The sequence below is a fragment of the Methylocella silvestris BL2 genome, from assembly GCF_000021745.1.
Classification (GTDB): Bacteria; Pseudomonadota; Alphaproteobacteria; order Rhizobiales; family Beijerinckiaceae; genus Methylocapsa; species Methylocapsa silvestris.
This window is the reverse complement of record NC_011666.1, coordinates 2,495,025-2,515,402: the sequence shown is the minus strand read 5'-3', so window position 1 is coordinate 2,515,402 and position 20,378 is coordinate 2,495,025. Positions and strand designations below refer to the sequence as shown.

Genomic DNA, 20,378 nt, shown 5'->3' with positions numbered 1-20,378 from the left:
AGCCGCAACAAGGAGAGCCGAGTTGACGGAAATTGCGCACGGCCTCGAATCCCTCGCCGAGGCGGCGAACGAACTGCCCGAACATTATATCGAAACGACGACGGCGTTGGTTCAAAGCGCCTTACGCACCCTGAAGCATGGCGACGCTTTTGCGGTGCTCGACGAATATGGCGATCTCGGCGTGTCGGGCCCCTCCGCCGAAGGGGTCTATTTCAACGACACGCGTTATCTCTCCTTTCTGAAGCTCCTGATCGAAGGCATGCGGCCGCTGTTGTTGAGCTCGGTCGTTCAGGACGACAATGTCGCGCTGTCTGTCGATCTCGCCAATCCTGACGTCGGCGCCCACGGCGTTATCTCGCTGCCGCGCGACACCATTTTCATTGAGCGAACCAAGTTTCTCTGGCGCGGCGTGCTGTATGAGCGGATCGGATTTCGTAACTTCGACGGGCATCGGCGGCAGTTTTCCATCACGATTTGCTATGACGCCGATTTTCGTGACCTGTTTGAAATTCGCGGCTCCCAACGCGAGCAGCGCGGCCGCGTCACGCTTACGCATGGGAAGACCGGGCCGGAGTTTCATTATGACGGCCTCGATGGCGTCAAACGCGCGACGCGCCTCATCTTTTGGCCGGAGCCGACCAGCGCCGACCACAAAAGCGCGACTTTTCTGATCGATATCGGGCCCTATGAGCGCAGTTCGATGTTTGTGTCGGTCGCCTGCTCGGACCGCAGCGCGCCGCAACTCACGCATTTTTCGCTGGCGTTCCGCGACAGACGCCGGGCCATCCGGGCGAAGACCGCGGCGATCGCGACAATCGACAGTTCAAACGATCTCTTCAACGAGGTCTGCCGCCGCGCCACCTCCGATCTCTACATGCTGGTGTCGCGCACGCCGCATGGGCTTTATCCCTATGCCGGAATCCCGTGGTATTCGACGCCGTTCGGGCGTGATGGAATCATCACGGCGATGATGCTGTTGTGGGCCGATCCCGCTGTCGCGCGCGGCGTCCTGTCATTTTTGAGCGCGACGCAGGCCGATCGCTTCGATCCCGCCGCCGACGCCCAGCCGGGCAAAATTCTGCACGAGACCCGCAACGGCGAAATGGCCCGGCTGGGCGAGGTTCCGTTCCGCCGCTACTACGGGGCCGTGGACGCGACGCCCCTATTTGTGATGCTGGCCGGCATGTATTTTGAACGCACGGGCGACAGCGAGACGATCGCGAAAATCTGGCCGAATATCCTGGCGGCTTTGCGCTGGATCGACGAATTCGGAGACCGCGACGGCGACGGCTTCGTCGAATATCTGCGCGAGACCGAAAACGGCCTCGCCAATCAGGGTTGGAAGGATTCGCATGATTCGATCTTCCATGCCGACGGTTCGCTTGCCGAAGGGCCGATCGCCCTCTGCGAGGTGCAGGGCTATGTTTACGCGGCAAAGAGCGCCGCCGGGCGCCTCGCGCGGCTGATGGGCGACGACGACGCCGGCGCAAAATTCGACGCGGCGGCGCAAGCGCTCAAGGCCGCTTTCGACAAAGCCTTCTGGTGCGAGGATTTGGGTTGTTACGCGCTGGCGCTCGATGGCCGCAAAAAGCCATGCCGGGTGCGCGCGTCGAATTCCGGTCACGCCCTGTTTGCCGGAATTGCATTGCCGGAGCGCGCAAAAACGGTCGCGAAAACGCTGCTCGGACGCAGCTTTTTCAGCGGTTGGGGCATCCGCACCGTCGCCAGCGGCGAGATGCGCTACAATCCGATTTCCTACCACAACGGCTCGATCTGGCCGCATGACAATGCGATGATCGCGCTCGGGTTTTTCCGTTACGGCCTTGGCCGCGAGGCGATCCAGATCTTTTCCGCGATGTTCGAGGCGGCCGCGCATCAGGATTTGCGTCGCCTGCCTGAACTGTTTTGCGGCTTTGGCCGCAAGCCGCATCGCGGCCCGACCGCCTATCCCGTCGCCTGCGCGCCGCAGGCCTGGGCGGCGGCGTCAATCTTTGCGCTGCTTCAGGCTAGCCTGGGGATGGAGCTTAGCAGCCAGGCCCAGTCGATCCGCTTCGTCAATCCATTGATGCCCAAATTTCTCGATACCGTCACGCTCACTCGGCTGACCATTGGCGAGTCGCATGTCCGCCTAAAGCTGCAAAGACATGGCGACGACGTGACCTTGAATCTCTTGGAGCGTAAGGGCGACGCTACGGTGATGCTGGTCAAGTAGAATTGGCGCGCAATAAAAAAGCGCATGGACCTGAAGTCCATGCGCCTCGAAGGATTTGGATCCGGCCTGGACGCGCCCTGCGGGCGCGCCGCTAGGCGCTTGGCTCAATATTTCGCGACGACCGGGGCTGCCGCGCCGCCGAAGCGGAAGGTGATGCCCCCGCCGATGAGCCAGGGGCTGAGCGCCGCGCGGCCGATGATCGACGCCGTGCCGGGCGCGATCGTCCCTGTCACGCGCGGATTCATCATGATCTTCTTGACGTCGACGTTGAAGCCCCAATGCTCGTCGATCATGTAGTCGAAGCCGACCTGGCCGGCGACGCCCCAGGAATCGCCGATCGTCACCGTGTTGAGGATGAAATAGTCAGGCTGCGTCGAGAAATAATGGGTGTAGTTGACGCCGACGCCAACATAAGGCTGAAAGGCGCCGAAATTCGTCCAGTGATATTGGGCGAGAAGGGTTGGCGGGAAAAGCAACGCGCTCGCGACCCGGTTGCCGCTGAGGGGGCCGCCGCTGAGATAAACATTGTGCTTGGTCAGGCAGCAGATCGCTTCGATCGCCAGATTCTTCGTAAAGAAGTAGGAGATGTCGAGTTCCGGAACCACCGTCGAGTTGGCTCTGAAGCCATTGCTGATGAAGGCGCCGCCGGTTGTCGACAGGGAGCCGCCGGAGGTCGGCACGACGCCGAGGGCGCGCAGGCGCACCTGCCAGGGCTGATAGAAATCTTGCGGCGGCGGCGGGGCGGGCGCAACGGCTGGAACATCGGCCGCTGACGCAGCGCCGGCGGCGCAGCCGAGTATAAGTGCGGCCATCGCGCAGCGAACGAGCCTGATCATTGGAACACTCCGTGTCTGTCCAACCCGACGGTTGCGGCGGCGCCGCTTTCCGGTGAACGCTGTCACAATGAATTTATAGGCTGAGCTTGAGTTTGATCTGTATCAAATTCCGAGCTGGCGAAACGCCAAAGCTCAATCCTGTTGCAAAGCGGCAACAGCTCGGGCGCCGGCTTTTTGGCGCGGCCGGGCCGGGGACCGCCGCCTGGACTCCCGTAAAGTGGCGCTTATATCGCGCCGGGACGCATGCTAATGTTTCGGCATGACCAGCTCCGAATCCGTGAAAGACAGGCCGGAGAGCGTGACGGACCGACGGCTCGCCTCTCTCGTCCGATCGCTCGGCGATCGCTCGATCGTCCTCGTCGGCTTCATGGGCTGTGGCAAGACCTCGACCGGCCGGCGTCTCGCGCAGCGGCTCGGCTTGCCTTTCATAGACGCCGACGCCGAGATCGAAGCGGCCGCCGGCATGACCATCGCCGAGATTTTTGCAAGGCACGGCGAGCCTTCGTTCCGTGACGGCGAGCGCCGCGTCATGGCCCGGCTGCTCGAACACGGCCCCCGCGTCATCGCAACGGGAGGCGGAGCCTTTCTCAATGAGGAGACACGCGCGCGGATCGCTCGTCGCGGTGTTTCGGTCTGGCTGAAGGCCGAACCCGACGTGCTGTGGCGCCGCGTGCGCAAGCGATCGCACCGGCCCTTGTTGCAAAGCGCCGATCCCGAAAAAACGCTGCGCACGCTGTTGCGCGAGCGTTATCCCTATTATGCTCGGGCCGACGTCACCGTGATTTCGCGTGACGGCCCGCATGAGACAGCGGTTGAGGAAATCATCGCCGCGGTCGAGTTTTTCATGCGCTTTTCCCCCGAGCCGCCCATCCTTGCCGTGTTGGACCCGATGAATCACGCCGCAAAGCCGCCGCTGCCGCCGATCCCCTCCGCCGATGGCGAGCCTCTCTTCGGCCCCGCGGCCACGACCGCGCCGGCGCCGGCGGCCCAGGACGCCGCCGCAGTGCGGGTCGAACTCGGCGAGCGGTCCTACGACATTCTGATTGGCGCGGGGCTTATTGCGGCGGCGGGAGCTTGCGTGCGGCGGCTGGCGCCCGGCGCCGCCTGCGCCATCGTCACGGACGCCAATGTGGCCGCCCTGCATCTTGCCGAGCTGGAGCGCTCGCTGCGCGAGGCGGGCGTGCGCTATAGCGCTGTGATCATCCCGCCGGGCGAGCAGTCCAAATCCTATGGCGTCTTCGCCAAGGTCTGCGACGATATTCTTGCGGCGCGGCTCGAACGGGGCGATCTCGTGATCGCGCTCGGCGGCGGCGTCATCGGCGATCTGGCGGGCTTTGCCGCCGCCTCGATCCGGCGCGGCATGCGCTTCGTGCAGATCCCGACAAGTCTGCTCGCCCAGGTCGATTCCTCCGTCGGCGGCAAGACCGGGATCAACTCCGAGCACGGCAAGAATCTGATCGGCGCCTTTCATCAGCCCTCTCTGGTGCTGGCCGACGCCGACGCGCTGGCCACCCTGCCGCTGCGCGAATTCCGCGCCGGCTACGCCGAGATCGTGAAATACGGGTTGATCGGCGATGCGCCCTTCTTCGCCTGGCTCGAGACTCATTGGCGCGGCGTTTTCGCGGGCGGCCCGGATCGCGTCCACGCCATCGCGACGAGCTGCCGCGCCAAGGCGGCGATCGTCGGCCGCGACGAGCGGGAAAGCGGGGAGCGCGCGCTGTTGAATCTCGGCCACACCTTCGGCCATGCGCTGGAGCGCATCAACCATTACGACGGCGAGCGGCTGGTGCATGGCGAGGCTGTTTCGGTCGGGCTGGCGCTCGCCTTCCGCTTCTGCGCCAGAGTCGGGCTCTGCGAGGGCGCCGACGCGGACCGCGTTGAGGCGCATCTGCGCGAGGTTGGCCTGCCGACGCGGATCGCCGACATCCCCGGCCTCGCGCTTGACGCCGATCAGATGCTCGATGCCATGCGCCAGGACAAAAAGGTCGAGCGCGGCGCCCTGACCTTCGTTCTGGCGCGCGCGATCGGCGACTGTTTCGTCGCCAAATCGGTCGAGGCGGCCGAGGTGCGCGCTTTCCTCGAGGCCGAGCTCAACACAGGACTTTGAAGCCATGCACGGCGCAGGCGCCGAGGCTCTATCGGTATCTTTATGGATCGCTATTGCGATCATCATCCTATGCGTCGCGCTCTCGGCGTTTTTCTCCGGATCGGAAACGGCCCTCACCGCCGCGTCCCGCGCGCGCATGCACGCTCTGGAAAAAGCGGGCGATCGTCGCGCCGCCCTCGTCAACAGGCTGCTCGTCAGACGCAACAGGCTGATCGGCGCCTGCCTGCTCGGCAATACGCTCGTCAACATCGGCTCTTCGGCTTTTACAACAAGCATCCTTGTATCTTTTTTCGGCGACAGCGGCGCGTTCTATGCGACCGCCCTGATGACTGTCCTCCTGCTGGTCTTCGCCGAGGTGATGCCGAAGACGGTGGCGATCAATTATCCGGATCGCGCCTCCTTGCTCGTCGCGCCGGTTCTATCGGTTTTTGTCGCGGCCTTCGGTCCGCTTCTTGTCGGCGTCGAGATTTTCGTGCGCGCGGCGCTGCGGCTTGCGGGTCTTGGCGCCGGCCATCAGCGCTCGATCCTGTCCGGCCATGAAGAATTGAAAAGCGCTGTCGATCTTTTGCACAAGGAGGGCGGCGTCGCGCGCGCCGACCGCGACATGTTCGGCGGCCTGCTCGATCTCAACGATCTCGAAGTCTCTGACGTGATGGCGCATCGCACCGACATGCTGACGCTGAACGCCGATCTGCCGCCGCATGAACTGATCGCCGCAATCGTCGCCGCGCCCTATTCGCGCCTGCCGATCTGGCGCGACGATCCCGAAAATATCATCGGCGTGTTGCACGCCAAGGATCTATTGCCTGCCCTCGACGCCTCCGGCGGCAAGCTCGACGCCCTGGACGTCGAAAGCATCGCGGTAAAACCCTGGTTCGTGCCGATGACGACCCCGGCGCAGGATCAATTGCAGGCGTTTTTGAAGCGCAAGACGCATTTTGCGATCGTCGTCGACGAATATGGCGTGGTGATGGGCCTCGTGACGCTGGAGGACATTCTGGAAGAAATCGTCGGCGCCATTTCCGACGAGCACGATCTTGTCGCCGAGGGCGTGCGGCCGCAAGCGGACGGGTCGATCACGGTGGAAGGCTCGGCGCCGATCCGCGATCTCAACCGGATCATGGGCTGGAGCCTACCGGATGAAGAGGCGACGACCATCGCCGGCCTCGTCATCCACGAGGCGCGCGCGATCCCGGACGCGGGCCAGACGTTCACTTTTCATAATTTCCGGTTCGAAGTGCTGCGCAAGAGCCGGAACCGCATCACCCTGTTGAAGATCGCGCCCGCGGCGGCGGAGAAGGGCCCGCCGGCGACGCCGTGAGGGGAAATTGCGCGCCCCGGGGGCGTCGCAAAGCGATTTTCGTTGAAATCATTCGGCGCCAGCCGACTGCCCGCAAGCTCGGCGACAGCCCGTTCTGTTAGAAAATCTGGCCTGGTCTGCCGCTTCGCGCTCTGTGACGCGGAAGCCGCACGACCGTTCAAAATTGAAGATTGAGCGCTTTAATCGGCAATTAACTAAAAATCGCCTCAATGCGGCTTCAGCAAGTTCTGCGAAGCTTTGTGTCCCGGCTTGGGCCGGCAAGGCTCGGAAGCTTCGCCGACTTTTGAACGTCGGCGAAATGTTGGCGCGTCCTTGGCGCTTTATATGCCGCGGGGCCGCTTTTGTTGATTGGACGAGTAAGCGTAAATGAAATCGCGCCGAAGGCAGACCCTATGACCCAGGCGATCTATAGCGCATCTGATTTCGTACCGTTCGAAGCGCGCCGTTCGTCCCCGAAGCTTGCTTCCTATGCGGTTCCGTTTGGCGGCGCCCTGCTGGCCTTGAGCGCGCTGGTCGGCGGGTCGATGCTCAACACGCGCGAAGCCGCGCCTCCATCGGCGGTTGACGCGTCCCAGCTTGATGCGCCGCGGGTCGTCGCTCCGCAATCCGCCTCCAGCATTGATACGGCGTCCAATCATTATGGCGCGCTGACCGATCCCGGATTTTCGTCTCTCCCCAAATCCGTCGCCGCCGCGCAAGGCGTTTCCCCGGCGCAAGACGTTCCCCCCGCATCGAAGTTCGCCGCGCTGGAGCCGGCGCCTGCGCCCGAGATCGCAAAGCCGGAGTTGGAGCCGCCCGCGCCGGCGGCGCCCCAATTTGGCGAGACCGCGCCTTTGCCGACGCCGCGTCCGCCCGAACTGCGGTCTTCGGAAGACCGCGGCTTTGTGCCGCGGGGCCGCCGCCTCGCCAATGAGGACAAAACCGCGGCCCTCCCGGCGGCTCCCGCCGATAACCGCAATTTCTTCGAAAAACTGCTCGGCATGCCGCCGCAGCAGCCAACGCGCGCGCTTGCCTATGCCGCTCCGGAAGAACCAGCTCCAGGCCCCGCCAAGAAAATCATCGCCACCGCGACGCTTCGCTCCGATCGTTACACCGCCATCTACGATATCTCCGCGCGGACCGTGTACATGCCGGACGGAACGCGGCTCGAGGCCCATTCCGGGCTCGGCGAGCTGATGGACGATCCGCGCCACGTCGACAAACCCATGCGCGGCGCAACGCCGCCCAACGTCTATGAGCTCTCCATGCGTGAAGAGCTGTTTCATGGCGTGCAGGCGCTCCGCCTTACGCCCATTGGCGGCGAGGTCTATGGCCGCAACGGCTTCCTTGCGCATACCTACATGCTGGGCGCCGCCGGCGCTTCGAACGGCTGCGTGTCGTTCAAGAACTACGGCTCATTCCTGCAGGCCTATCAGAATGGCTCGATCAAGCGTCTGCTGGTGGTCGCGCGTCTGAACTAGACCAGTTTCTTGGACAAGAACAGACGCGCGTGACCGGGCGGAAAGCCGTCGATCCGGCCGAAGCGGATAAAGCCGGCGCGCTCATAAAATTTCGCCGCGCGCGGATCGAAGGTGTCGAGGTAAAGGCCGCCGCAGCCGCGCCGCCGCGCTTCCAGTTCGGCATCGGCCAGGAGGCTTTGGCCGATTCCCCGCCCGCGAAAATGCGTCTCGATCCAGACGTGACGGATATAGAGCCAGCCCCAATGCGTCACGCCGGCGAGGCCGCCGATCAGCGTCTCGCCGTCATAGGCGCCGATGGCGAGCGGCGTCTCGTTGCGTTCGCCGAAGCCTGTGGCGATTTCGACGCCGAGCGCTGCGGCGATGCGGCCGGCGAGTTTTTCTTCGTCATCATCGTGACTTATAAGGATCAGCGGCTCTTTTGAGTCTGTTTTTCGGGTCATGGTCCGGCGTATGAAGCAACACGTCATCGGGCGTATGCAGGCCTTCAGTCTGGCCGCCGCCCTCCTTGCGATCGCGCCGGGGGCCTCGGCGCAAGGCGTCGTCTCCGCAGCGCCGGCGAGGATAGACGCAAAAGCGCCCGCCGCCGATCCCCCGCCACAGATGCGCGTGCAAAACTACCGGCCGGTGTTTCAGGAATGCCATGACGCTGGCAAGCGCCGGCTGCTCGCCATCCGCGCCATGAGCGTCGATGCAAAACGGCAGCTTCTCGTGGTCGATCCCTCTTCTCTGGCGACGAGCCTTGAAGACGAGACGAGTCTCATCTGCGCCGACACCGATGACGCGGCGCAAAAGGACACGCGCTTCATGGCCGCGATCACGGCTTCGGCGCAAGCTTCGGGCCATCCGTCGACAGCGCAGCCTTCCGTGCTGCAAAACGCCGGCCTCTCGCATGGCGTAGGAGAGGGCTCGTTCCTCACCGGCGATCTTTGCCCCAGCCGCAAACCGCTCGACCGCGCCTTCCTGCAAGGGATCGAGGCGTTGGGGCTGGCGACCCCCGTTTCGCTGTCAATCTCCGGCCTTTGGCTCAAACGGCACGGCGCCGATTTTCAATGGCTGCTGCATGAGGCGCGCGCCGGCGCCCTCACGATCACATGGGTCAATCACTCCTTCCATCACCCCTATGTTCCGGGGCGTCCTTTCGCCAATAATTTTCTGCTGACGCCGGGCGTCGACATTCAGGCGGAAATTCTGGACACGGAGCAGATTTTGATCGCCAACGGGCAGGTTCCTTCCGTGTTTTTCCGCTTCCCCGGCCTTATCTCGGATGCGGTGACCATGGACGCCGTCCGCCGCGATCATCTTGTCACCCTTGGCGCCGACGGCTGGCTGGTCTTCATGCCGCCGCTGCGCGCGGGCGCGATCCTGCTCATCCACCCCAACGGCAATGAGCCGGAGGGACTCCGGCTGTTTTCGAAATTGCTCGGCCAGGGTCGGCTCCCACGCCCGTTCCGGCCAATCCTCGATGCGCCCTGACAAGACCGCTCACGGAGCGCGCATGTCAAAACCAGCCGTGCTTTTCGTTTGCCTCGGCAATATTTGCCGCTCGCCGCTGGCCGAGGCGGCGTTTCGCATCGAGGCCGAGCGAATCGGCCTTGACGTTGCGATCGATTCGGCCGGCACCGGCGACTGGCACGCCGGCGAGCCGCCCGACCGGCGCGCGCAAGCGACGGCGCTCCGTCATGGCGTCGACATCAGCGCCTATCGCGCGCGGCAAGTGAGGGAGCAGGATTTCCAGCGCTTCACGCATATCGTCGCGCTCGATCCCAATAATCTGGCCGCGCTGGCGGCGTTGGCGCCGGCGGATGCGCGCGCCGAACTCAGCCTGTTGCTCGATCATGTCGAGGGTCGCAAAGGCCATGGCGTCGCTGACCCCTATTATGGCGATGAGGCCGGTTTCGAGGCGGTCTGGACCGAAGTGACGGGCGCGGCGCAAGCGCTTGCGGCCAAAATCGCCGCAAGCTCATGAGGGGCCTTGCCGAGCGCGGCGCCGCGCTGCTCGGCGGCCTGTTGCGCCACGCCGAACGGGTCAGCGGCGGCGACCTTTCGCAAATCCTGCGCGTCACCCTCGAAGACGGACGGCAGGCGATCGTCAAGACCGGGTCCCATCCCAAAATCGAGGCGGCCATGCTGCGCGCGATTGCCGCCAGCGGCGCCCCGGCGCCGTCCGTTCTGGCGGTCAGCGACGAGGTTCTCGCGCTCGAACTCCTACCGGGGGGCGAGGGTCTTGGCGGGGCCTGGGCGAGCCTTGGCCATGCGCTCGCCACGCTCCATGCGGCGTCAGGCGCGCGCTACGGTTGGCCGGAGGATTACGCCTTTGGGCCGGTTGCGATCGAAAATGGCTGGAGCGACGACTGGCCACGTTTCTGGGCGGCGCGGCGTCTCCTGACGCATGTCGCCCATCTGCCTGCCGCTCTCGCCCGCCGCGTCGAAGCGCTTGCCGCCGCCCTGCCGGATCGGTTGCCGGCGCAGCCGCGGCTGGCCCTTCTCCATGGCGATCTTTGGGGCGGCAATATTGTGGCGGCCGGAGGTCGGGTCAGCGGATTCATCGACCCTGCCTGCTATTATGGCGATGCGGAGGTGGATCTCGCCATGCTGAGCCTGTTCGACCAGCCGGGCGCGCCTTTTTTCGACGCCTATGGGCCGCTGGAGCCCGGCCATGAGGACCGCCGGCCAATCTATATGCTATGGCCGGCGCTGGTCCATTTGCGGCTGTTCGGCGGCGCCTATCGGCCGATGGCGAGCGCCTGCTGCAGGCCAGCGGGGTCTAAATCATGAGCGCCGACGAGAAACCGAGCCGCGCCACGCCAAGGCGCGAGGATTACACCATCGTTCCCGGCTCGATGGGGCCGCGGCGCGATTTCAGGATCGCCGTCGGCCTTCGCGAGGGATGGGATGAAGAGGGCCGCGTCTTCGACGTTTCCGAAGCCGTACGCACCGCCCGCGTCTGGATGAGGCGCCGGGTCGAGGCCGGGCTGCCGGCCCTTTCGGGCATGTTCGCCCGCGCCGAGGTGACCTACGCCTGGCCGCGTCCGGACGGCTCGGTCGGCTCCGACCGCGAGCCCGTGGCGCTTTTTAGCGGCGAGGCGGTGCACGCCTATCTCGGCCATCTTGCCGACGCCGAGGTCGAGGCGATGCTGAACGAACTCGCGGCCGAGCTCGGCGCAGCGCTCGGGCAGGAGCGGATCTATGTGGCCTTTTGCGGCCGCACATGGATCCTTGACGCCGGGCGCGAAGGCTGACCGCGTTTTGACGAACGCGCCCTGTGGTGAGACTGTGTGTCACGGAGATTGCGGCGCAAGCTGAGCCTATAAAGCGTCGCGCTTTCGCTTTGGGCTCGCTCTCCAGAGTCATGCGGGGATTTAATGCCGCTCTTTGCCTATGCCTGCCGGGATTGCAACGCCGAATTCGAGGCTCTCGTGCGGGCGTCCGACGTCCCTTCGTGCCCCTCTTGCGGCAGTCAGAATTTGCAGCAGCAGATTGCGCGGGTCTCGGGCGATATCAAGCACAAGGCGCTGGCGCAGGCCGGCCGCCGCGCCGCGGCGCGCGAGGGGCATGTCAGCAATTTCAGCGCAAAAGAAGCGCCCATCAAGAAGGGCTGAGCCGGCGGCCAGCGGCGGCGGTGGGCCGATACGCTTCGCGGGCCAGGACTGCGCGCGGGTCAGAGCGGCAAACGGACCTTCTGGGCGACAAGCTCGTCAAACTTTCCTGTTCAACGCGCGCTGCCGGGCGTCGGACGGTGCGCGGCATTATTCTCCGCGGGGCGTGAATCGAAATGGTATCGTTGTTGTCGGCGCCCGGTTCAGCGGAAATTCGTTCCAACGGAGGCCGTTTCCGCAGTTGCCCGATGCGGCAATGAATTTTAAGCTTCCTCGCCGGATCTGATCTGCCGGCGAAACAAGAGGGGGCACGTATGCGCGCTTGGCTCAAGATGGCGGCTTTAGGCTTTATGTTTTCAACGGCTTTGGGCGGGATGGCGTGGTCACAAGATTCGGCGCGCGAGGCGACGACCAAAATGTGCTGGATGGAGGCCCACAAGGAATATCCGAAAGACTCCGGCAACGATGTCAATAATACCGCTCTCGCCAGAGACGCTTACGACCATTACGCGGCTTGCATGGTCGATCACGGCCTCCAGCCATAAGGCGCGACGTCGGCGAGTCGCCGCCAAGCCCTACGCGAAACGACGTTTCGCGCCTGTTCGGGCTGGGATTTTCTCAATTGCCTGAGGCAAGTCGCAGCGTCTCTTGCGAATGAATCCGGTTGAACCCGCCCTGCACGGCTCGACGGCGTCCGTCCACTCCTTCGCCGTCGCGCCGGGCCGGGCGGGCGAGCGGCTCGACCGCTTTCTCGCTGCTGAGACCGCTGCCGCCGGCGCGGACCTCTCCCGCACCAGGCTGAAGACGCTGATCGAGGGCGGCCACGTCAGCGTCAACGGCGTGATCGTCACCGAGGCGAGCTTTGCCGTGCGCGCGGGCCAGGCGCTCGCCGTCGCCGTGCCGCCCGCCGCCGAGCCGATCCCGGCCGGCGAGGCGATCGCCCTCGACATCCGTTTTGAGGACGAACATCTCCTCGTGCTCGACAAGCCGGCCGGGCTCGTCGTGCATCCGGGCGCCGGCCACGAATCCGGCACGCTCGTCAATGCGCTGATCGCCCATTGCGGCGACAGCCTGTCGGGGATTGGCGGCGTCAAAAGGCCGGGCATCGTGCACCGGCTCGACAAGGACACCTCCGGATTGATGGTCGTCGCCAAGACCGACCGGGCGCATCAGGGGCTGGCGCGGCTTTTCGCCGATCACGGCCGCACGCTGCCGCTGCTGCGCGAATATCTCGCCTTTGTGTGGGGCGCTCCCGACCGCGCTTCGGGGCTGGTCGACGCGCCGCTCGGACGCCATCCCGTCGATCGCGAAAAGATCGCCATCGTCGCGGCGGCGCGGGGGCGCCGGGCGGTCACTCACTGGCGGCTGCTGGAGCAATTGGGCCCCGAGGTCGCGGCGCTCGCCTGCCGTCTCGAGACAGGCCGCACGCATCAGATCCGCGTCCATATGGCGAGCCTCGGCTGGCCGCTGCTGGGCGATCCCGTCTATGGGCGGGGGTTCAAGACCAAGGCGGGCCGGCTTCCGCCCGAGGCGCAGGCGGCGCTGATTGCGCTCGGCCGGCAGGCGCTTCACGCCAGGGCGCTTGGCTTTGAACATCCCGTCACGGGCGCGGCGCTGGCTTTTGAAAGCGACCCGCCGCCTGACATGGCCGAGCTTCAGGCGGCCCTGAGGCGCTCCGCTTAGGCGAGCCCCGTGCAAGGCTTCAGCGTTACAAGGAATTGGCGCAATTGCGTTCGATCGCGCGAAGTTGATTCGGATGCGGGTGATGGTCCGGCAAGGTAATCGGACGGCGTTATTTTGAATGTGATGAAACTAAACAGGGGCGTCGCGCGTCTTTAGATCTGGGACGGCGCTCGGCGTTAACGACGGGCCGCTTGGTTGCGGCCGTCTTTCAGCGATGTTGCGAAAATGTAATGCGGCGCAACATCGTCCGACCCTTTCAGCCCTGTTTCAGGCGCCTTATATTCGAAAGCCGTGCGGTTGGCTCGTTATGAGCGGCCGCGCGAGGACCCGCCGAGCACGGGGGTCTCAGTGGAGGTAACATTATGGCTGCTGCGCTGCCAATGATCTCGGGTGAGAGTGGTCTCGCCCGTTATTTGAACGAAATCAGACGGTTCCCCATGCTGGAGCCGCAACAGGAATATATGCTGGCCAAGCGCTGGCGCGAGCACGCCGATTCCGACGCCGCGCATAAGCTTGTCACGTCCCACCTTCGCCTCGTCGCCAAGATCGCGATGGGCTATCGCGGCTATGGCCTGCCGATCAGCGAAGTCGTCTCGGAAGGCAATGTCGGTCTTATGCAGGCCGTCAAGCGCTTTGAACCCGAGAAAGGGTTCCGCCTAGCCACCTATGCCATGTGGTGGATCCGCGCGTCGATTCAAGAGTATATCCTGCGCTCGTGGTCGCTTGTGAAGATGGGCACCACCGCCAGCCAGAAGAAACTCTTCTTCAATCTTCGCAAGGTGAAGAGCCAGATCTCGGCGCTGGAAGAGGGCGATCTGCGTCCCGAGCACGTCGACAAGATCGCGCACCGGCTTGGCGTGTCCAAGCAGGACGTGATCGACATGAACCGCCGCATGTCCGGCGACGCCTCGCTGAACGCTCCTTTGCGCGAGGAAGGCGAAGGCGAATGGCAGGATTGGCTTGTCGATGACAGCGCCAGTCAGGAAAAACTGCTGGTCGACCGCGAAGAGACGGACAATCGGCTCGGCGCCCTGCATACGGCTCTGAACGTGCTGAACGACCGCGAGCGGCGCATTTTCGAGGCGCGCCGCCTTGCCGACGATCCGATGACGCTGGAGGCTCTCTCCGACGAATTCGACATCTCGCGCGAGCGCGTCCGTCAGATCGAAGTTCGCGCCTTTGAAAAGGTGCAGTCGGCCGTCAAGGCGGGCGTCGCCCGCGTCGAGGCGGGCGCGCGCAGAGCTCAGATCGCCGGTCCGGCCGCGCAAGCCTGATCTTCTGATTCGGTCGCGTGTTAATAAAAAGCCAAGCAGCGGGAAGCGTTTCGAAGGAAACGCTTCCCGTTTGCATTTCGCGCCGATATTCCCGCGGGCGGTGGACTGCCGGACAGATCCAAAAAAGCTTGAGCCCCTGACCCCAACACAGAATTGAACTCCGCCCGGCTGCGCGCATCGCATCGCGTCACGCGGCGGCGTGTTAGAAGGCCGGATCCCTTTGCCGCTGCGGCTCGTGTTTCGAGCGCAAGCGCGGCGGTTCTCATGCGACAGGCGCCAAGATGATCGACCTCTATTACTGGACGACGCCGAACGGCCACAAGATCACAATCTTCCTCGAGGAGGCCGGGCTTCCCTATTCCGTGCATCCCGTGAATATCGGCAAAGGCCAGCAATTCACCCCGGAGTTTTTGGCGATCGCGCCGAACAACCGCATCCCCGCGATCCTCGATCGCGATCCGGCCGGCGGAGGCGCTCCAATTTCGATCTTCGAATCGGGCGCCATCCTGCTTTATCTTGCCGAGAAAACGGGGAAATTCATCGCTCCCGATCTACGCGGTCGCGTCGCGACGCTCGAATGGCTGTTCTGGCAGATGGGCGGCCTCGGCCCGATGGCCGGCCAGAATCACCATTTCAACAAATATGCCGCCGAGAAAATCCCTTACGCCATAGAGCGTTACGTCAGGGAAACCCGCCGCCTCTATGGCGTGCTCGACAAGCGCCTTGCCGATCGTCCTTTCGTCGCCGGCGATTATTCGATCGCCGATATGGCGATCTATCCCTGGATCGTGCCCTATCGGGACCAGAGCCAGGACCTTGCAGAGTTTCCTCACCTCAAAGTCTGGTTCGAGACGATCGCCGCCCGGCCGGCGACGAAACGCGCCTATGACGTCGCCGCCGCGATCAATGCGGCTCCGACCATCGCCGACGAGCAGTCGCGCCGGATCCTGTTTGGCGGCGCGCGGAGCTGACGCTTCGCGCCGCTGGTCACGGGCTTTATTTCCGCTTCGTCCCGGCCTATATGCTTGCCCTCCGCTCGCCGGAGGGTTTTTTCGCACGCCTGGGAGGCGTCGAAACAAGGCGTTAGGCCGTGGCGCGAATGCGCATTGGCTGTCCGCGGCGGTCGGACGGGCGCGCATTTTGAGGGGAACGACGGGACATGGCCGGACATAGCCAGTTCAAGAACATCATGCATAAGAAGGGCAAGCAGGACGCGATCCGCTCCAAGCTCTTCTCCAAGCTCGCGCGCGAAATCACCGTCGCCGCGAAACTCGGCCTGCCCGATCCCAATATGAATGCGCGTTTGCGCGCCGCCGTCATCGCCGCGCGCGTCGAAAACATGCCGAAGGACAATATCGAGCGCGCCATCAAGAAAGCGTCCGGCGCCGACGCCGAAAATTACGACGAGGTGCGCTATGAGGGCTACGGTCCCGGCGGCGTCGCCGTCATCGTCGAGGCCCTGACCGACAACCGCAACCGCACGGCGGGTGAAATACGCTCCTACTTCACCAAGGTCGGCGGCGCGCTCGCCGAAACGGGCGCGGTGTCCTTCATGTTCGACCACATCGGTCGCATCGAATTTCCGGCGAAAGTCGGCTCTGAGGAGGCGATGCTTGAGGCCGCGATCGAGGCCGGCGCCGAGGACGTGCTGTCAGGCGAAGAGGGCCATGAGGTGCTGACCTCGCTGGAAATGCTGCGCGACGTCGCTTTGGCGCTTGAAGCGAAATTCGGCGAGCCGACGCGGGCGAGCCTCATCTGGAAGCCGCAGAATACGATCAGCCTCGACGACGAAACGGGCGAAAAGGTTCTGCGCCTGATTGGCCTCCTTGAGGACAATGACGACGTGCAGAATGTCTACGCCAATTACGAAGTGTCCGAGGCGGTGCTGGCAAAGCTGGAGGCTTGATTAGTTCGACGTCACGACATTGGGCTTTGCGTGAGCGCGGCCCGGCGCCTCAGCCCCGTCGTCGAAGGGCGCCTTCGCGCCGTCGTGCGCGATCGCCGCCATGCGGATGATCGCTGCGCCGATCTCATTGATATTCTGGCGTAAGACCGCGTTTTCCTCGCGTTCGGTCGCGGCCGGGGCGCCGTCTCTCGCGGCGGAGAGGCGCCGCGTCGTCTCCAGCTCCTGGGCGAGGTTGTCGGCGCGTTGGCGTTCGGCTGCGAGCTGCTGGCGCGCGGCGGATTCGGCGGCGCCGACTCGGGCGATCTTCTCGAACATCCGGCGCTCGGCCGCGCGCGCGGTCTCGGTCTGCCGTTTGCGCCGCCGCTGCAGCTCGGCTTCCCGGCTCTCGGCCGCTTTCAGCGCCTCGTCGCGATCGGCGAGCTGAGCCGCGGCCGCCTTGAGGGCCGCGAGACTTGCGTCGCGTTCGAGCCCCAGCGTCGCCAGCGTCTCGCGCAGCGTCGCGACATCGTCGCGCGCCGCCGCAAGGTGGCGCTGCCGCATGGCGATCTCCGCTTCATAATCGGCGATGATCGCGGTTTTGCCCTGGTCGGACGCGCGCAACTTTCGCGCTTCAAGCGTCGCGTCGACGAGATCGGCGTGCTTGCGCTGCAAAAGCCCCTCCGCGCCATAGAGGGCGGAGCCGGCGACGGCGAGCTCCGCCTTGGCCTCGTCAAGGGCGCGCAGCGCCGCCGACAATTCAGCGCCCTGGGCGGCGTATTTTGCGGCCAGTTCGGCGAACTTTTCGCTCCCTTCGACGATCTGCTCGGCGCGGCGGCCAAGTTCCGCCATATCGGCCCCGCGCAGCGAGGCAATCTGCGCGGCGCGCTGCTCGATGATTCGTCGTTCGACGGCAAACTGCGCCCGCAAGAGATCGCGTTCGGCGATGATCTCCCGGGTCGAGAGCGGCACCAGCATTTCGAGCCGGCGCGTCGACAGCCGGATGGCGCGTCGCCAGAAGGCGGGCGCGATCGCGAGGGCCAGAAGCCCCGCAATCGCAAAACCCAACGCGAATGCCATCGCCTGTTCGATCAAACCAGCACCTCGTCCCGCTGACTGCGAAAGACGGCTATAGTTTATGGGATAATATGAAAACAAACCGTATGCGAGAGACGATCCGCTTCAAACGCAGCGGCAATGTGACGTTGCGCGCAATTGAGCTGCCTGCGGCCCGATTTTCGACGAAGCGGTCTCGCCGACGCAAACGGCGCGAATTTGAGCGAGCCCGCGCCGCTCGCCAAAGCGCGGCAGGCGTATTGCTCAGCTTTTCGGCAGAAGCAGGGCGTCGATGACGTGGATGACGCCGTTTTTCTGGGAGACGTCGGAGATCGCCACCAAAGCCTTTGCGCCCCGTGCGTCCGTAATCTCGATCCTTAGGCCGTTTTGCCGGAAGGTCAGCTCTTCCCCTTCCAGCGTCGTAAATCGGGCCGCGCCGCCGCCGCGACGAATGGCGTCGATCAGATTGGCCGCGGAAATCTTTCCGGCCAGGGCGTGATAGAAGACGATGCGTCGCAAAAGCGCGGCGCTCTCCTTGCTGGCGGGCGGCTCCGTCAGAACCCGCGCAAGATCCTTCGGCAGGGCCGGGAAGCCCTTGTCGAGCGGGGCGAAGACGGTCAAGGGCGCCGATCCGGCAAAGACTTCGTCAAGCCCGGCGGCGCCAACAGCGGCGGAAAATTTCGAAAACTCTTTTGAGCTCGCGAGGCTTTGGCCAATGGCGTTCGACGCCGCCACCGGCGCGCCGCCGACCTCGACTGAAAGCTCGAATTTCTGCGGCGCTGCGACCGGCTCGGATTCAGGCGGCGGCGGTTCGGCCGGCTGCTGCGCGGTTTGCGCGCCTGCCTCCATCGCAACCGCGACAGGCGCCGCCAGTACGACAAGAAGGGCCAGCAATTGTCCGGCGCGAAAAAATCGTTGCGGCAAGATTCTAGCGAGCGGAGGCGGGGAGGGCTGCGAGCGAAAGCTGCGGCGCGTCGCTCGGCGTTTCCCGCAGCGCCGCGGCGGTCGCGATCGACAGCGCGGCGATGATGACGATCGCCCCGAGCCGAACGATCTGCGCCAGCGAATTTCCTTCCGCCCCCTGCTGCGGAAGCGCGCGGCTCATGGCGATGGCGATCTGGTCGAACGACATGGGACCTCCTGCGACCTTTGCGCGAGTTTGCTGCGCCGCCGGATCGAAACGCGTGATTCGCGGCGGCGGAGCCATGCTTAGCGCGCGAGAGTTTCCAATTTATTAACCATCGCAGTCCCGAATTGGGTCAAGTGAGCCGTGGGATTTATTCACTACATTTGCGCAGGCGCGCTATGCCCCTTCCGAGGTTCGGTTAGAATGAGCGGCGTCGCCAGCGCTTTACCTCTGGTATGCAAAATGCTTTGACGGTTCGGCCGCCGCCAGACGTCCTCAGCTAGGAGCCAAACATTTTGGGAGATGGGCGCTATTTCGATGAAATGACCCTGGACGGCGGCAAGATTCGCCCCGTCTACGGCAAGATCGCCCGCTGGCTGGAGGCGACGCCGATGGAGCATCTGTCCTCGCGGCGCGCGCAGGCCGAACTGCTGTTTCGCCGCATGGGCATCACCTTCGCCGTCTATGGCGAGAAGGACGCTGGCGAGCGTCTCATTCCCTTCGACATCATCCCGCGCATCATGCTGCGCTCGGAATGGACAAGGCTCGAGGCCGGGCTGCTCCAGCGCGTCAAGGCGCTGAACGCCTTTTTGAAGGACGTTTATGGGGCGCAGGAGATCATCAAATCCGGCAAGATTCCGGCCGACCTCATTCTGAACAATCCCGAGTTCCGCCCCGAGATGGTCGGGCGGCCCGTGCCCCATGACATTTACGTGCAGATCGCGGGCATCGACGTCGTGCGCACCGACGAAGATGATTTCTACGTGCTCGAGGATAATGTGCGCACGCCCTCCGGCGTCTCCTATATGCTGGAGAACCGTGAGGTGATGATGCGGCTGATGCCGGATCTGTTCGCCGAGCATCGCGTCGCGCCGATCGAGAACTATCCCGACGTTCTGCTCGCGGCGCTGCGCTCGGTCGCGCCCCATGGAGAGAGCCAGGCGACCATCGCCCTGCTGACGCCAGGACGATTCAACTCGGCCTATTACGAGCACTCCTTCCTTGCCGACAAGCTTGGCGTCGAACTGGTCGAAGGACGCGATTTGTTCGTCGAGAGCGATAAGCTGTTCATGCGCACCACGCAGGGGCCGCGGCAGGTCGACGTGCTGTACCGGCGCATTGACGATAAATTCCTCGATCCGGAAGTGTTTCATCCCGATTCCGTGCTGGGCGTGCCGGGACTGATGCGGGCCTATCACGCCGGCAATGTCACCTTGGCCAACGCCGTCGGCACCGGCGTCGCCGACGACAAGGCGATCTACACTTACATGCCGGAGATCATCGAGTTCTTTCTCGGCGAGAAGGCGCTGTTGAAGAATGTGCCGACGTGGCGCTGCCGCGAGCCCGAGGCGCTGCGCCATGTGCTCGCCAATCTCGGCGATCTCGTCGTCAAGGAGGTCAATGGCTCGGGCGGCTATGGCATGCTCGTCGGCCCGCGCGCCACCAAGGCGCAGATCGAAGCCTTCGCCGCAAAACTCGCCAAAGACCCCAATAATTTCATCGCCCAGCCGACGCTGGCGCTCTCCACCACGCCGACCTTCTTCGACACCGGCATCGCGCCGCGCCATGTCGATCTGAGGCCGTTCATTCTCACCGGGACGAATGGCGTCCGCGTCGTGCCGGGCGGCTTGACGCGGGTGGCGCTGATCGAGAATTCGCTCGTCGTCAATTCGAGCCAGGGCGGCGGCACGAAGGATACCTGGGTCGTCGATGATTCCATCTTCGATCCGCAGCAATCCTTCCAAAGCCAGAGCCAGAGTCAGGGTTATCAAGGCCAAAGCCAGAGCCAGACCCAAACGCAATCTTAAGAATCTGCCGCCCGACG

The 20,378-nt window shown here is 64.2% G+C and carries 20 protein-coding genes; 15 read left to right on the top strand and 5 right to left on the bottom strand.

The window, feature by feature from the left end; all coding sequences use genetic code 11:
* The first annotated feature begins 22 nt into the window (after positions 1 to 22).
* A complete protein-coding gene (locus MSIL_RS11855) occupies positions 23 to 2,212 on the top strand; it encodes an amylo-alpha-1,6-glucosidase (protein WP_012591320.1) in 2,190 nt (729 codons plus the stop codon).
* Between the two features lie 104 nt (positions 2,213 to 2,316).
* Here MSIL_RS11855 and MSIL_RS11850 read toward each other — a convergent pair whose 3' ends face one another.
* Complete coding sequence (locus MSIL_RS11850; protein ID WP_012591319.1) at positions 2,317 to 3,048, bottom strand: OmpW/AlkL family protein; 732 nt, start codon at positions 3,046 to 3,048, stop codon at positions 2,317 to 2,319.
* Between the two features lie 259 nt (positions 3,049 to 3,307).
* On the opposite strand from MSIL_RS11850, the gene aroB reads away from it, so the two are divergent.
* From aroB to MSIL_RS11835, 3 genes are all read left to right on the top strand, one after another.
* Positions 3,308 to 5,155 (top strand): 3-dehydroquinate synthase, encoded by a 1,848-nt coding sequence (gene aroB / locus MSIL_RS20795; RefSeq protein ID WP_012591318.1) that lies wholly within the window; start codon positions 3,308 to 3,310, stop codon positions 5,153 to 5,155.
* Positions 5,156 to 5,159: 4 nt separating this feature from the next.
* Entirely contained in the window at positions 5,160 to 6,476 is a 1,317-nt protein-coding gene (locus MSIL_RS11840; RefSeq protein ID WP_012591317.1) for an HlyC/CorC family transporter, read from the top strand.
* A 392-nt stretch (positions 6,477 to 6,868) separates the two neighbouring features.
* Positions 6,869 to 7,936: a DUF2778 domain-containing protein gene (locus MSIL_RS11835; protein ID WP_012591316.1), complete on the top strand. Its 1,068-nt coding sequence runs from the start codon at positions 6,869 to 6,871 to the stop codon at positions 7,934 to 7,936.
* Here the strand turns inward: MSIL_RS11835 and MSIL_RS11830 are convergent.
* Positions 7,933 to 8,376 carry a GNAT family N-acetyltransferase gene (locus tag MSIL_RS11830; RefSeq protein ID WP_012591315.1) on the bottom strand — a complete coding sequence of 148 codons (444 nt, stop codon included), beginning with the start codon at positions 8,374 to 8,376 and terminating at the stop codon, positions 7,933 to 7,935. The two genes, MSIL_RS11835 and MSIL_RS11830, sit on opposite strands and share 4 nt — an antisense overlap.
* A gap of 10 nt (positions 8,377 to 8,386) precedes the next feature.
* Between MSIL_RS11830 and MSIL_RS11825 the strand changes: the two genes are divergently transcribed.
* From MSIL_RS11825 to MSIL_RS11780, 10 genes are all read left to right on the top strand, one after another.
* Positions 8,387 to 9,409, top strand: coding sequence for a polysaccharide deacetylase family protein (locus MSIL_RS11825; protein WP_012591314.1), 1,023 nt, complete (start codon positions 8,387 to 8,389; stop codon positions 9,407 to 9,409).
* A 22-nt stretch (positions 9,410 to 9,431) separates the two neighbouring features.
* The gene (locus MSIL_RS11820) at positions 9,432 to 9,902 is read left to right on the top strand and encodes a low molecular weight protein-tyrosine-phosphatase (protein WP_012591313.1); all 471 of its coding nucleotides are present in this window, start codon (positions 9,432 to 9,434) and stop codon (positions 9,900 to 9,902) included.
* Complete coding sequence (locus tag MSIL_RS11815; protein WP_012591312.1) at positions 9,899 to 10,711, top strand: fructosamine kinase family protein; 813 nt, start codon at positions 9,899 to 9,901, stop codon at positions 10,709 to 10,711. Before MSIL_RS11820 ends, MSIL_RS11815 begins: the two co-directional genes overlap by 4 nt.
* Positions 10,708 to 11,175, top strand: a complete 468-nt coding sequence (locus tag MSIL_RS11810; RefSeq protein ID WP_012591311.1) for a hypothetical protein — start codon at positions 10,708 to 10,710, stop codon at positions 11,173 to 11,175. Before MSIL_RS11815 ends, MSIL_RS11810 begins: the two co-directional genes overlap by 4 nt.
* A 123-nt stretch (positions 11,176 to 11,298) precedes the next feature.
* On the top strand, positions 11,299 to 11,535 hold the full coding sequence (locus tag MSIL_RS11805) for an FmdB family zinc ribbon protein (RefSeq protein ID WP_012591310.1): 237 nt from the start codon (positions 11,299 to 11,301) through the stop codon (positions 11,533 to 11,535).
* 371 nt (positions 11,536 to 11,906) lie between these two features.
* A complete protein-coding gene (locus tag MSIL_RS21700; protein ID WP_187148652.1) occupies positions 11,907 to 12,077 on the top strand; it encodes a hypothetical protein in 171 nt (56 codons plus the stop codon).
* A gap of 109 nt (positions 12,078 to 12,186) precedes the next feature.
* Entirely contained in the window at positions 12,187 to 13,215 is a 1,029-nt protein-coding gene (locus MSIL_RS11795; RefSeq protein ID WP_012591308.1) for an RluA family pseudouridine synthase, read from the top strand.
* Positions 13,216 to 13,577: 362 nt separating this feature from the next.
* Complete coding sequence (gene rpoH / locus MSIL_RS11790; protein ID WP_012591307.1) at positions 13,578 to 14,489, top strand: RNA polymerase sigma factor RpoH; 912 nt, start codon at positions 13,578 to 13,580, stop codon at positions 14,487 to 14,489.
* A gap of 281 nt (positions 14,490 to 14,770) precedes the next feature.
* Positions 14,771 to 15,460: a glutathione binding-like protein gene (locus MSIL_RS11785; RefSeq protein ID WP_012591306.1), complete on the top strand. Its 690-nt coding sequence runs from the start codon at positions 14,771 to 14,773 to the stop codon at positions 15,458 to 15,460.
* Between the two features lie 188 nt (positions 15,461 to 15,648).
* Positions 15,649 to 16,395 carry a YebC/PmpR family DNA-binding transcriptional regulator gene (locus MSIL_RS11780; RefSeq protein ID WP_012591305.1) on the top strand — a complete coding sequence of 249 codons (747 nt, stop codon included), beginning with the start codon at positions 15,649 to 15,651 and terminating at the stop codon, positions 16,393 to 16,395.
* On the opposite strand, the gene MSIL_RS11775 is transcribed toward MSIL_RS11780, so the two are convergent.
* The 3 genes from MSIL_RS11775 to MSIL_RS11765 all read right to left on the bottom strand — a co-directional run bounded on the left by MSIL_RS11775 (position 16,396) and on the right by MSIL_RS11765 (position 18,559).
* Complete coding sequence (locus MSIL_RS11775; RefSeq protein ID WP_148213082.1) at positions 16,396 to 17,451, bottom strand: coiled-coil domain-containing protein; 1,056 nt, start codon at positions 17,449 to 17,451, stop codon at positions 16,396 to 16,398.
* A 240-nt stretch (positions 17,452 to 17,691) separates the two neighbouring features.
* Positions 17,692 to 18,351, bottom strand: a complete 660-nt coding sequence (locus tag MSIL_RS11770; protein WP_049768159.1) for a fasciclin domain-containing protein — start codon at positions 18,349 to 18,351, stop codon at positions 17,692 to 17,694.
* 4 nt (positions 18,352 to 18,355) lie between these two features.
* Positions 18,356 to 18,559 (bottom strand): hypothetical protein, encoded by a 204-nt coding sequence (locus MSIL_RS11765; RefSeq protein ID WP_012591302.1) that lies wholly within the window; start codon positions 18,557 to 18,559, stop codon positions 18,356 to 18,358.
* Between the two features lie 317 nt (positions 18,560 to 18,876).
* On the opposite strand from MSIL_RS11765, the gene MSIL_RS11760 reads away from it, so the two are divergent.
* A complete protein-coding gene (locus tag MSIL_RS11760) occupies positions 18,877 to 20,361 on the top strand; it encodes a circularly permuted type 2 ATP-grasp protein (RefSeq protein ID WP_041369026.1) in 1,485 nt (494 codons plus the stop codon).
* The last annotated feature ends 17 nt before the right edge of the window (positions 20,362 to 20,378 follow it).

What these genes read in the sequence shown, in the direction of transcription:
- MSIL_RS11825 (WP_012591314.1), top strand. Translation starts at nt 8,387, where the DNA reads ATGAAGCAACACGTCATCGGGCGTATGCAGGCCTTCAGTCTGGCCGCC.
- MSIL_RS11850 (WP_012591319.1), bottom strand. Translation starts at nt 3,048, where the DNA reads ATGATCAGGCTCGTTCGCTGCGCGATGGCCGCACTTATACTCGGCTGC.
- MSIL_RS11785 (WP_012591306.1), top strand. Translation starts at nt 14,771, where the DNA reads ATGATCGACCTCTATTACTGGACGACGCCGAACGGCCACAAGATCACA.
- MSIL_RS21700 (WP_187148652.1), top strand. Translation starts at nt 11,907, where the DNA reads ATGGCGTGGTCACAAGATTCGGCGCGCGAGGCGACGACCAAAATGTGC.
- rpoH (WP_012591307.1), top strand. Translation starts at nt 13,578, where the DNA reads ATGGCTGCTGCGCTGCCAATGATCTCGGGTGAGAGTGGTCTCGCCCGT.
- MSIL_RS11815 (WP_012591312.1), top strand. Translation starts at nt 9,899, where the DNA reads ATGAGGGGCCTTGCCGAGCGCGGCGCCGCGCTGCTCGGCGGCCTGTTG.
- MSIL_RS11830 (WP_012591315.1), bottom strand. Translation starts at nt 8,376, where the DNA reads ATGACCCGAAAAACAGACTCAAAAGAGCCGCTGATCCTTATAAGTCAC.
- MSIL_RS11760 (WP_041369026.1), top strand. Translation starts at nt 18,877, where the DNA reads ATGACCCTGGACGGCGGCAAGATTCGCCCCGTCTACGGCAAGATCGCC.
- aroB (WP_012591318.1), top strand. Translation starts at nt 3,308, where the DNA reads ATGACCAGCTCCGAATCCGTGAAAGACAGGCCGGAGAGCGTGACGGAC.
- MSIL_RS11835 (WP_012591316.1), top strand. Translation starts at nt 6,869, where the DNA reads ATGACCCAGGCGATCTATAGCGCATCTGATTTCGTACCGTTCGAAGCG.
- MSIL_RS11795 (WP_012591308.1), top strand. Translation starts at nt 12,187, where the DNA reads ATGAATCCGGTTGAACCCGCCCTGCACGGCTCGACGGCGTCCGTCCAC.
- MSIL_RS11810 (WP_012591311.1), top strand. Translation starts at nt 10,708, where the DNA reads ATGAGCGCCGACGAGAAACCGAGCCGCGCCACGCCAAGGCGCGAGGAT.
- MSIL_RS11805 (WP_012591310.1), top strand. Translation starts at nt 11,299, where the DNA reads ATGCCGCTCTTTGCCTATGCCTGCCGGGATTGCAACGCCGAATTCGAG.
- MSIL_RS11840 (WP_012591317.1), top strand. Translation starts at nt 5,160, where the DNA reads ATGCACGGCGCAGGCGCCGAGGCTCTATCGGTATCTTTATGGATCGCT.
- MSIL_RS11765 (WP_012591302.1), bottom strand. Translation starts at nt 18,559, where the DNA reads ATGTCGTTCGACCAGATCGCCATCGCCATGAGCCGCGCGCTTCCGCAG.
- MSIL_RS11775 (WP_148213082.1), bottom strand. Translation starts at nt 17,451, where the DNA reads ATGGCATTCGCGTTGGGTTTTGCGATTGCGGGGCTTCTGGCCCTCGCG.
- MSIL_RS11780 (WP_012591305.1), top strand. Translation starts at nt 15,649, where the DNA reads ATGGCCGGACATAGCCAGTTCAAGAACATCATGCATAAGAAGGGCAAG.
- MSIL_RS11820 (WP_012591313.1), top strand. Translation starts at nt 9,432, where the DNA reads ATGTCAAAACCAGCCGTGCTTTTCGTTTGCCTCGGCAATATTTGCCGC.